The organism is Kytococcus sp. HMSC28H12 (assembly GCF_001816045.1).
Classification (GTDB): Bacteria; Actinomycetota; Actinomycetes; order Actinomycetales; family Dermatophilaceae; genus Kytococcus; species Kytococcus schroeteri.
The window spans coordinates 1-11,037 of sequence record NZ_KV824658.1; the positions used below are offsets into that span (position 1 = coordinate 1).

Annotated in this window: 10 protein-coding genes; 4 read left to right on the forward strand and 6 right to left on the reverse strand. The window is 73.9% G+C overall.

Annotation, left to right across the window (positions count from 1 at the left end):
• Positions 1-207 (forward strand): hypothetical protein (locus HMPREF3099_RS13135; RefSeq protein ID WP_202816757.1); only part of this gene is annotated, 207 nt, incomplete at its 5' end.
• 8 nt (positions 208-215) lie between these two features.
• Here the strand turns inward: HMPREF3099_RS13135 and glsA are convergent.
• Together glsA and HMPREF3099_RS10565 are read right to left on the reverse strand one after the other, a co-directional pair.
• Positions 216-2,111, reverse strand: a complete 1,896-nt coding sequence (gene glsA, locus HMPREF3099_RS10560) for a glutaminase A (protein ID WP_070705938.1) — start codon at positions 2,109-2,111, stop codon at positions 216-218.
• A 143-nt stretch (positions 2,112-2,254) separates the two neighbouring features.
• A complete protein-coding gene (locus HMPREF3099_RS10565) occupies positions 2,255-3,661 on the reverse strand; it encodes a DUF222 domain-containing protein (RefSeq protein WP_168168522.1) in 1,407 nt (468 codons plus the stop codon).
• Between the two features lie 200 nt (positions 3,662-3,861).
• On the opposite strand from HMPREF3099_RS10565, the gene HMPREF3099_RS10570 reads away from it, so the two are divergent.
• Entirely contained in the window at positions 3,862-4,353 is a 492-nt protein-coding gene (locus tag HMPREF3099_RS10570; RefSeq protein WP_141762130.1) for a hypothetical protein, read from the forward strand.
• A 35-nt stretch (positions 4,354-4,388) separates the two neighbouring features.
• Here the strand turns inward: HMPREF3099_RS10570 and HMPREF3099_RS10575 are convergent, their stop codons facing one another.
• Positions 4,389-5,618, reverse strand: a complete 1,230-nt coding sequence (locus tag HMPREF3099_RS10575; protein ID WP_070705944.1) for an acetyl-CoA hydrolase/transferase family protein — start codon at positions 5,616-5,618, stop codon at positions 4,389-4,391.
• A 489-nt stretch (positions 5,619-6,107) separates the two neighbouring features.
• Entirely contained in the window at positions 6,108-7,175 is a 1,068-nt protein-coding gene (locus tag HMPREF3099_RS10580) for an SDR family NAD(P)-dependent oxidoreductase (protein WP_083323718.1), read from the reverse strand.
• Positions 7,176-7,287: 112 nt separating this feature from the next.
• Between HMPREF3099_RS10580 and HMPREF3099_RS10585 the strand changes: the two genes are divergently transcribed.
• Positions 7,288-8,502, forward strand: coding sequence for a zinc-dependent alcohol dehydrogenase (locus tag HMPREF3099_RS10585; protein WP_070705946.1), 1,215 nt, complete (start codon positions 7,288-7,290; stop codon positions 8,500-8,502).
• A gap of 51 nt (positions 8,503-8,553) precedes the next feature.
• Here HMPREF3099_RS10585 and HMPREF3099_RS10590 read toward each other — a convergent pair whose 3' ends face one another.
• The gene (locus HMPREF3099_RS10590; protein ID WP_070705947.1) at positions 8,554-9,885 is read right to left on the reverse strand and encodes an alpha/beta fold hydrolase; all 1,332 of its coding nucleotides are present in this window, start codon (positions 9,883-9,885) and stop codon (positions 8,554-8,556) included.
• 34 nt (positions 9,886-9,919) lie between these two features.
• Between HMPREF3099_RS10590 and HMPREF3099_RS10595 the strand changes: the two genes are divergently transcribed.
• Complete coding sequence (locus tag HMPREF3099_RS10595) at positions 9,920-10,348, forward strand: pyrimidine dimer DNA glycosylase/endonuclease V (RefSeq protein WP_070705949.1); 429 nt, start codon at positions 9,920-9,922, stop codon at positions 10,346-10,348.
• A gap of 16 nt (positions 10,349-10,364) precedes the next feature.
• On the opposite strand, the gene HMPREF3099_RS10600 is transcribed toward HMPREF3099_RS10595, so the two are convergent.
• A complete protein-coding gene (locus HMPREF3099_RS10600; RefSeq protein ID WP_070705951.1) occupies positions 10,365-10,952 on the reverse strand; it encodes a hemerythrin domain-containing protein in 588 nt (195 codons plus the stop codon).
• Positions 10,953-11,037: the final 85 nt, after the last annotated feature.

An 11,037-nucleotide genomic window follows, 5' to 3' on the forward strand; every position in this document is an offset into this window, starting at 1 on the left:
TGGGTGCGGCGGCAGCGCCACCTCGCCCAGCGGCACCGGGTGGAGCTGCGGCGGACCCGCCCCGGGGAGCCGCTGCCCCGCATCCGCACCGTGGTGGTGCCCGACAGCGGCCACCTGGTGATGCGCGACCAGCCCACCCGGTTGGCCGCGATGGTGCGCGCCGCGGTGGCCGCTGGCCCGGTGCCTGGGGAGACCGGCTGGGGCTGAGGTGCCCGTCAGCCGGCGTGGGCGGCGGCGGCCGCCAGCTCCTCCATCTGTGCGCGCACGCGGGTGAAGGCCTCCCGGGTGATGGCCTGCCAGAGCCGCAGGGCCAGGCCGGAGTCCTCCACCTCCAGCTGGCGCAGGACCTCCGGGGAGAGCAGCCAGGTCTGCAGCTCCTCGCGGGCGGTCACCGTGGCCGCGTGCCGGCCGTCGCCCACCAGGCCGAACTCGCCGAAGCTGTGGCCCGGGCCCAGCACCGCCAGCCGCCGCAGCTCCGGGCCGCGCGTGGTGGGGTCGGCCACGTCCTGCTCGTCGCCGGCCGCCCCGGCCGCCCCGGAGGTGGTCTCCACGGTGCCGCTGGTGATGAGGTGGATGCCCACGAAGGGGTCGCCCTCGCGGATCACCACCTCCCCGGCGGCGTAGTGGCGCGACTCCATGCGGGCGTGCAGGGCCTTGGCGTCGGCGGCGTCGAGGGTGGAGACGACGCCCACGTCGCCCACCTCCACCTCCTCGAGGTCCAGGCCGGGTCCACCGTGCCGCTCCAGCAGCAGGTTCTCCACCGCCTCGACGCCGACGCGGCGCCGCGCCACCACCCGCACCGCGTCGCCCGCCAGGCCGCGGTCCGGGTCGTCCACGAGCACCAGCACGCGCCCGGCATCGGCCATGCCACGCGCCACGGCGGCCAGCCCCTCCCGGGCGAACTGCGGCACCACGGTGACGCGCCGGACGTCCAGCAGCACCGCATCGACCTCCTGCAGCGAGCAGAGCTCCCGCATCACCGACTCCGCGGCCCCGAAGGTGAGCGCCCCCTGCACCTCGATGACGCGCCCCCGGTGGCCCACGCGCTCGAGCACGGTGGCGGCCGCCGGCGGGCGGCGCACCCCGCTGGGCACCGCCGTCACCGGGTAGGTCACGCGCACCGCCGAGTGGGGCTCGCGCACGCCGTGCATGAGGTGCAGGTCCAGCTGGGCCGAGAGCGCCTCGCAGGCCAGCACGCCGCGCTCGGAGTTGCCGTGGCGGTCCAGCCGCGGGGAGTACACCGCGAACCCGGCCTGCCCGGGCACCACCACGAGGATGCCGCCGCCCACCCCGGACTTGGCCGGCAGACCCACGCGCACCATCCACTCGCCGGCGTCGTCGTACATGCCGCAGGTGCTCATGACGCCCAGCACGCGCTCCACCACGGCCTCGTCGAGCACGCGCTCGCCGGTCTGCGGGTGCACGCCGCCGGTGGCCAACAACGCCGCCATCATCGAGAGGTCGCGGACGGTCACGAGGATGGAGCAGGCAGCGAAGTAGTCGTCGGCCACGGCCTCGGGGGCCTCGGTGACCAGGTCGAAGCTGCGCATGAGGTGGGCCAGGGCCAGGTTGCGGTCGCCGTCCTCCCGCTCGAAGGCCAGCACCTCCTCGTCCACCTCCAGCGCGCGTCCGGCCATGCGGGAGTAGCCGCGCACCAGGCGGTCGCGGCGCGTGTCGCCCCGGGCCACCGAGCCCTCGTCGTGCGGGTTGGAGGACGAGCCGGCCACCAGCGAGGTGGCGGCGATGGCACCGGCGTTGATGAGGGCGTTGGACGGCCGCCCGGTGCCCTCCTGCAGGGAGATCTCGTTGAACGCCTCGCCGGAGGGCTCCACGTCGATGACGGCGTCCACCGCCTCGAACCCGGAGTCGGTGAGCGCGATGGCGTAGGTGAACGCCTTGGAGATGGACTGGATGGCGAAGGACCGCTCGTCCTGGCCCACCGAGTAGGTGTGGCCGTCCACGGTGGTCAGGGCCAGGCCGAAGTCGTCGGCGTCCACCCCGCCGACCGCCTGCGCGAACGCAGCCACCTCCCCCTCGGTATGGGGCAGGAAGTGGTCGTGCACGCGGACCAGCAGGTCGGTCAGGGGCGTGTGCGGGGTCGGCTCGGCCATGCCGCGAGTCTCGCAGGTCCACGGTCCCGGCCCGCGCCCCACAGCACGACCTGGCACGGCACGATCTGGCCACGACCGGCATCGCAGAGGGTTCGCCACCGCCATGACGTCCACCCCCGTGACGTCCACCGGCGGCAGGGCACTCACCGCGTCCCCCGGGTCAGGTGCACGGTCGCCCGACCGGACGCGTCGCGCGTCACGGTGTGCTGCACCCCGGGGTGCTCCACCATGCGGTTGTGCCGGCCGCACAGGGGGATGGCATTGGCCAGGTCCGTCGACCCCCGCGGCGACCTGCCGGTCGGTGGCCCACCCCGCGGCGACCTGCCGCCACCCCGGTCGCCGGGTGACCCGCGTCGGGCTGCCCACGGCTGGTCGTGATGCACCTGGCACCAGGCGAACGGGCGATCACACCCCTCGGCGGCGCACTCGTCGTACACCCGGGAGAGCGCCACTCGTTGCGCATCGGAGAAGAAGCGCCGTTGCCGCCCCAGGTCCAGCGGCATGCTCTCGCCACCCAGCACGCTGGGGACGATGCCGGCCTGTGCCGCGATCCGCCGGACCTCCCCTGCCGAGAGGCGGTGGGCGCTGTCGGTCACCCCGGCCCGTTCGGCCTCTCCCCGCAGGGTCTCCAGGTCGGTGTGGACCACGACGGTGGCGGCGACCTTCTGGTGCAGGTGCTCGGTCGGCAGCCGCTCGACGAGCTCGGCCAGGGCCAGGCCCCGCTCGTGCCACAGGTCCAGCTGCTGGTCGCGGGACTCCTCGTCGGTCCGCGACCGCCCCAGCACCGCGGCGGGACGGGTGCGACGAGCCGGCGACGCCATCGCCTGCAGCACCCGTTCCAGGGCCATGGCCTGGAGGGTCGGCAGGACGGCGTGCAGCACGGAGGTGCCGTCGGCGCGGTGCGTGATCGTGGCCCGGGTGGCCTGCCATGCGGCTTCCTCCTGACGGTGCAGCAGGTCGTTCTCGTGCTCGTCCACCTGTCGCCGGGTGCGGCCCACGGCCGCCAGCACCCGCCGCCCCGCTGCCCGGAGCGAGGCCGGGGAGAGACGCTGGGCCGACCGGGTCAGGTCGCGCTCGATCTCCTCGCGTTCCGCTGCAGTGACGTCCTCGGGGAGCTCGCGCAGCGTGGCCAGGATGACGTCCACGTGCTGCCGGCTGATGAGTCCTTCGTCGAACGCCCGCCCCGCAGGCGGTCGACCCCGAGTGGTTCCCTCCGCAGCACCGTCCGGCGCCACGGGGCCGTTGCCGAGCTCGCGGGCCAGGTGGGCGTCCTTGCGGGCAGCCGCCGGGTCCCGCTGCCCGTCCCGGGCGAAGAACTGCCCCTCGTCCAGCAGCGTCGAACCACCGCGCTCGCGACATCCCGCCATGAGGTGCCCCACCCGCAGACGGGCGGACTCCAACCGGTTGACGGCTCGGTTCACCTCCGCCGAGAGGGAGCCCAGCGCTGCGGCGTCCACGCCCGGCGCGGTGGGAGCGAGCGACGACAGGGTCTGCAGCAACTGGTCGGTGGCTCGGTGGGCCTCCGCGAGGGCGGCACGTGCATCGTCCACCGACGGTCGCGCCCGGTCCGCCGCCTGCCGCGCGGCATCCACCCCCGGCCCTGCCGTGGTGTGCGAGATCCCCATGATCACCCCCCGTGACCCTCGTGCGCCCGGCGCGGTAAGCCCGTGCCCTTGACCCAAGGATAGTACAGATGAACGAGCACATGCAACACGTGTACCCATGTCCACCCGGTGCGACCATGTCCGCCATGGATGCCGTGCAGCACGTGGACGCCGTGACCCGTCGGGTGGAGCCCCTGGGCGAGGGCTGGGTGCTCTCCCTCTCTCGCGTGGTGCCCGGGGTGCCGCGCACGGTGTGGCCCCACTGGCAGCAGGCCGTGGCCAGTACCGGTGCGCGTGCCGACGAGCTGCTGGACCCCGAGGGCTGGCGCGGCAGCCTGGAGGTGGACGGGGTGACCTCCTGGGTGGCCGCGGACCTGGCCCGTGACGGCGGGCAGACGGTGCTCACCGTGCAGCACGCCCTGCCCGCCGGGGTGGTGGACGGGCCGCAGCAGGACGTGGCCGCGGCGCTCGTGGCCCGGGGACTGGTGTGGGACCGGCTGCTCTGGGGGCTCGGCCGCGCCGTGGAGGCCGAGCGGGGCGAGCTGGAGGACGTGCCCGCCCGCGAGGACGAGGCGGCCGACGCAGCATCGGAGCTGTGGCGGGTGGCTGCGCGACAGGCGGGCATCCACCCGCGCTGAGGGGCGCGCCCCCATCGGGCCCGGGGAGCCGGTGCTCAGGCCAGGCCCATGTGGCGGGCCTCCTCCCACAGCTCCTCGCGCACGCTGGGGTGCGCCGCGTTCTCGATGATGCCGGCCGCCTGCTCCCGCTCCGAGAGACCCCACAGCCGCGCCACGCCCTGCTCGGTGACGACGGCCGTCTGCTGGAAGCTGGTCACCGGCTCGTCGAGCAGCGGCACCACCGTGGACACGTCTGCCCGCGGGTGCCACGAGCGCAGCCCGATGAAGCTCTGCCCGCCCGCCGAGTGCAGCGCGCCCACGATGAAGTCGGTCTGCCCGCCGAAGCCCGAGTGGATGTGCGCGTCGATGCGCGAGGCGTTGGCCTGGCCGAAGAGGTCCACCTCCAGGGCGGCGTTGATGGAGGTCATGGCCCGCTGCTGCGCGATGCGCCCCGGGTCGTTGGTCTTCTCCGTGCGGAGCATGCGCACCTGCGGGTTGCCGTCCACCCAGTCGTAGAGCTCGGTGGACCCGAAGCAGAAGGACGACGTGATGGGCGCCTCCGGGTCCAGGGCGTCCTGTCGGTGCAGCTCGAGCACGCCGTCGCTGAACATCTCGGTCCAGATGCGCAGGTCGCGGCGGCCGGTGAGATTGGCCAGCACGGAGTCAGGCACCGCACCGATGCCCATCTGCAGCGTGGCGCCGTCGCCGATGAGGGCCGCCACGCGCTCGCCGATGACGCGCCCCGCCTCGTCCGTGGCCGGTGCGCCGTCGTGGGCGGCCAGCGGGGCGTCCACCTCCAGGGCCAGGTCCACGTGCTCCACCGGCACCTGCGCGTCGCCGTAGGTGTACGGCATCCGCGGGTTGACCACGGCCACCACCAGCCCGCCGCGGGTCCGGCACGCCTCGATGGCCGCGGGCATGATGTTGGTCTCCAGCCCCAGGCTCAGCTGGCCGTCGCGGGGCGGGGCGCAGTGGGCCAGCACCACGTCCGGCGGCAGGGTGCTGCTGAACAGCAGGGGCACCATCGAGAGGCGGCTGGGCACGTAGCGCAGGCGGGGGTGGCGGCGCTGACCGGGGCCCACGAAGGAGGTCTCGACGGTGACGCCCTCACGGTCCGGCAGGCCGGGCGGGCCGTTGAGCACGTTGAGCACGTACTGCGCGCAGGCCCGGTCGGCCACGGCCACGGCCTCCCACGGCACGCACATGTTGCCGCTGGCCACGATGCGGGGGGTGCCCGGCAGGGCGGACAGTCGGGACTCCAGGGCCTCGGCGCTCACGGTCTGCATGGGGAGATGGTGCCCGATGGGGCGGTGTCCGGCCACGGGCGGTCGCGGCCGGGGGGGTACCACGGCCTCCGCAGGCCAGTCCGGCGACACCGCCGCCACCACCTGCGTGAGCCGCCCGTGGGGATCCGGTGCCACGCAGCGCGACTGGCCCGGCATCGACTCCGGCTCCTAACTCGACGGCGCCCGCGCCACCCGGCACACCTGCACCGACCGCGTCGTGTTCGACCTGGGTCGAGTGAAGCGCGAGGACGTCTCCTACGACGTGCGCTATGTGGGCGCCGTGCACAACGACTTCAGCGGCAAGAAGGTGCCGTTGGACGGCGGCGCCTTCCTCGAGCTGCACCTCGGCTCGCCGGCCCACGTGTGGAAGGACGGCCGGGTCGTGCCCACCTGGGCACCGGCCAACCCGATGCGCGCCGTGAACGTCTCCGGATTCCGCACGCTGCGCCAGGTGGCCCTGGTGTCGTCGTGGGAGGGCCCCTCGTCGCGTCACCGCGCGGTGCGCTCGTTGGTGGACTCCCCGGCCCGGTCGCCGAGGGTGGTCAGGGCGTCGACCACTCGTCGGGCCCGGCCGCGCAGTCCCTGGCGGGCCACCCGTCCCTCGACGGTGGTGCCGGGGCCCAGCGGGTCGACCGCCTCGGCGCCGGGCAGCACCCGGTTGACCAACCCCATGAGGCGGGTGGTGAAGGACGGGGCCAGCCCGTGCACGCGCGAGCCCACCTGGGTCACCGGGGTGAGCATGACGTGCGTGTGACCCTCCAGCACGCCGTGCACCATCCTCTCGGCGGCGCGCTCGGCGTCCATGGACAGCAGGGGCAGCGAGGCCGAGGGGCCGAACCAGGCGAACTCCCGGGCCGCGTCACCGGTGAACAGGGCGGCGTCGTGCGAGCCGGTGCGCATGAGGCCCGGCACGATGGTGGTGGCCGTGACGCCGGTGCCGGCCAGCTCGGCCGTGAGGCCTTCGCTGAAGCCGACGGCGCCGAACTTGGCCGTGGAGTAGGGCAGCAGGTGCGGGGGCGCCACCTTGCCGCCGACGCTGGTGACGGTGCCGATGCGGCCGCGTCCCCGCTGCCGCATGTGCGGGAGCACCTGCATCGTCACGTTCACCGGACCCATGAGCATGGTGCCGACGGCCTGGTCGAAGTGCTCCAGGGTCATCGCCTGCGCGGGCCCCACCTGGATGATGCCGGCCACCGTGAGCAGCACCTCGATGGGGCCGAGGTCACGCTCCACACCCTCGACGAGCGCGGTCACCGCATGGCGGTCGGAGACGTCGCAGGGGGCGATGTCGACGGTGGCCTCGGGGTGCTCGGCGAGCAGCTGGGCGCGGGCGGCCTCCAAGGACTCCTGGCTGCGCGAGGAGAGCACCACGCGGTGGCCGTGCTGGATGAGCTGCTCGGCACAGAGCAGGCCCAGCCCGCGCGATGCCCCCACCACCAGGGCCAGTGGTTCGCCGCCACGGGGTGCCGGGCGGGCGGTGCCTGCGGACGGGGACGTGGCCGGGCGGGCGGACGGGGAGGGGAGGGTGGACGGTGTGCTCGACACGGTGGAGTCCATGCCTCCACGGTAGGGGCGCGGCGCTCACCGCGCGCGCTGGACGGATCACGTCTAGCGTGGAGCCGACCGAGCAGGACCCCCATCCGGCCCCGGCCGGGCAAGGAGCAGGACCATGCGCGCACTGACCTGGCAGGGCCCCCAGGACGTCCGGGTGGAGACCGTCCCGGACCCCGTCATCCAGCAGCCCACCGACGCGATCGTCCGTGTCACCTCGACCGCCATCTGCGGCTCCGACCTGCACCTGTACTCGGTGCTCGGGGCGTTCCTGCACCCCGGGGACGTGCTGGGCCACGAGTTCATGGGCGTCGTGGAGGAGGTCGGGCCCGAGGCCGCGGCGTCCGGGCTGTCCGTCGGCGACCGCGTGGTGGTGCCGTTCAACATCTCGTGCGGCCACTGCTGGATGTGCTCCCGTGGGCTGTTCGCCCAGTGCGAGACCACGCAGAACCGCGACCAGGGCAAGGGGGCCTCGCTGTTCGGGTACACCGATCTCTACGGCGCGGTGCCCGGCGGCCAGGCCGAGTACGTGCGCGTGCCGCAGGCCCAGTTCGGACCGGTGACGCTGCCCGAGCACGGCGCCGACGAGCGCTACCTGTACCTCTCGGACATCCTGCCCACCGCGTGGCAGGGCGTGCAGTGGGCCCAGGTCCCCGAGGGCGGCACGCTGGCCGTCTTCGGACTGGGTCCGGTGGGGCAGTTGGCCGTCCGGACCGCGCTGCGGCTGGGGAGGGTCGGCCGCGTCATCGGGGTGGACCTGGTGCCCGAGCGCCTGGCAGCCGCCCGCGCCTGGGGCGCTGAGGTGGTGGACCTGAACCAGGTGGACGGGAAGGGCCGCAAACCGGAGGAGGTCGGCCGCGCCATCGCGGAGCTCACCGACGGGCGGGGTGCCGACGGCGCCCTGGACGCGGTGGGCATGGAGGCCCACGGCAACCCGGTGGCCGAGCGCGTCATCACCGCCGCCGGCCGGCTGCCCGGGGTCATCGGCAAGCCGGCCATCGAGAACGCGGGCATCGACCGCCTCGCGGCGCTGCACGGCTGCATCGAGTCGGTGCGGCGCGGTGGCACGGTCTCGATCTCGGGCGTCTACGGGGGCATGGTGGACCCGATGCCGATGATGACCATGTTCGACAAGGGCATCGCGATGCGGATGGGCCAGTGCCACGTCAAGCAGTGGACCCCCGAGCTGTTCGACGTCGTGACGCAGGACGAGGACGTGCTGGGCCTGGAGGACCTTGCCACCCACCGGGTGGGCCTGGAGGACGCCCCGCGCATGTACGAGGTCTTCCAGAAGAAGCAGGACAACTGCCTCAAGGTGGTCATGACCCCCTGACGCGCGTCCCGTGGGCCGAGTGCCCCACCCCTGCAGGGCACTCGCCGGCAATCACCGCCAGCGGGTGCCCTGCAGCAGTCCGATGAGGTGGTCCAACACGTCCTCGCCGGCGCCCAGCCCGTTGTGCTCGTGCGCGCTGGTCTCGTACACCCGGGCGTCCTGGAGCAGCGCGGCCGTCTCCAGCGAGAAGTCGCGCGGCACGTAGGCGTCGTTGCTGTAGACCGCCGCGGCCACGGGCACGTCAGCCCGGCGCAGCGCCTCGGCCGGGTAGAGCTCCGCCCACTCGACCTCGGCCAGCAGGTCGGTCGCCTCCGCGAACGGTGCCAGCAGGCTGTCCTCGGTGAACAGCGACCGGTGCAGGTGCTCCCCGCCCAGCAGCGTCGGGTCCGCCGCCACCGCACCGGGGATCGTGCGGTCGGCCGCCCAGCGGGTGGCGACGCCGTCCGCCATCGAGGACTCGTGCAGGACCGAGTACAAGGGGTTGCGACCGCCGAACGGCAGCATCCCCTCGAGGTCGGCCGCGAAGGCCGATGACGTGTGGTCGCGCTCCAGCAGGTGGTGCAGCCGCTCGGAGCCCCAGGACATGCCCAGCCCGTGGCCGACGGTTCGGAAGCGCTCGGGGGAGACGACGTCGCCGTTCGGCAGGACGATCTCGCCGTCGGCCGCGCGCTCGGTGAGCTCGGCGATGCGGGCGCGGTCGCCGGGGAAGCGGCGGTGGTGCTCCTCGGACTTCCCGATCATCAGCTCCCAAGTGGCGCCGTAGACCTCCTCGATGGTGTGGTCCACCGGCGGCAGACCGCCGGTGATGAGCGCACCGGCCAGGGACTCGGGGTGGGTGGCGAGGTAGTGCAGGGAGGTGAAGCCGCCGAAGGACTGCCCGAGGACGGTCCACTGCTCGGCCCCCAGGGCTTCGCGCACCAGCTCGCAGTCCGCGACGATCGAGTCCGCCCGGAAGTGCTGCAGGTAGGCGGCCTGCTGGGCGGGCGTGGTACCGGCCAGGACGCCGGTCAGCCCGGGCGCGGTGCGGCGCGGCCCCAGGGTGCTCCCCACGGGGGTGGACAGGCCCGTTCCCCGCTGGTCCAGCATCACCACCTGGTAGTCCTGCAGGGCACGCCGCAGCCACGACGGGCTCGAGAGGGTGAGGGAGGGACGTGGGGCCTCGCCGCCCGGGCCGCCCTGCAGGAAGACCAGATACGGCTTGTCCGCCCCGTCGGTGCCGGTGACCACGCGGGCGAAGAGCTCGAGCGTGTCTGCGGGCAGGGCCACGTCCGCCGGGGCGTCCGGGCCGGTCGCCGGAGGCCGGGACAGGCCGTGGTCGACGGGCGCCTCGAGGCGCAGGGTGCGGATGGTCAGGCCGGGCTGGTACTCGGTGGTCTGCTGCATGCGCCGAGCCTAGGGCCCGTGACACCATCACCCGATGCGTCTGTGGAGTGTGCACCCCGCCCAGCTGGACCGTGCCGCCCTGGTGGCCGGCTGGCGGGAGGGTCTGCTGGCGCAGAAGGTGCTGCGGGGGCTGACGAAGGGCTATACGCAGCATCCCCAGCTGGAGCGCTTCCGGGCGCTGGACGACCCGGTGCTCGGCATCGCGACCTGGCTGCACGGCCTCGCCGATGCCGCCGACGCCCGCGGCTACCGGTTCGACCGCACCCGGGTGGTCTGCGATGCCGACCCGCACCTGCGCCTGCCGCTCACCGACGGGCAGCTCGCCTTCGAGTGGGAGCACCTGGGGGCCAAGTGCCGCCAGCGCTCACCCGAGTGGTGGGCGCAGGTGGGGAGCGACGAGCCCCGACCCCACCGCATGTTCGTGGTGGAGCCGGGGCCCGTGGCGGCGTGGGAGCGCCCCTGAGGGACGCCCCGGCGCGTCACTCGGTCTCGCTGGCCTGCAGGCTCTTGGTGGGCGCGTCACCGGCGCGGTCGCTGGCCTGCGCGTCGGTGTCGTCGTGGTCGTCGATCCACTCCTGCGGGTCCTTGTCCTGCGGGGTGATGCCCTTCGCGGCCTTGAGCGCCTCGTAGCGCAGGAACTCCACGGCGATGTCGTGGCGCAGCTGCAGCGATGCCTGCTGGCGGAAGTCCAGCAGGTCCTGGCGCTCCTCCTCGCCCATGTGGGTGGAGTTGGCCACGTTGGCGTCCACCACGGCCTTCCACCACGCCTCGGAGCCCACCTCCTCGGCGTCCACCCGGCGCACCGCCTCGCGGATGGAGTTGTGGTCCTCCAGCGCGTCCTCGATCTCGTGCTCGGCGTTCGGGGCGTCCGCGCCGCCGGTGCCCAGGGTGAGCAGGTGGGGGTAGAAGTACTTCTCCTCGGCCTCGGCGTGGGTCTCCAGCAGGATCGCCAGCCGCTTCCACACGGCACCCAGGCCCTCGGTGTCGGTGCGGTCCCACTCCTCGAGGTAGGAGAACAGGGTGCGCTGCTCGTCGTGCTGGCGCTGGATGATCTGGCAGATGTCCATGGGGCCTCCCGGGTGGTGGTGGGTTCCCAGGCAGCCTAGAGGCGACCGCGCCCCGCCGCCTGTGGGAGGCGGACGGGGCGCGGGG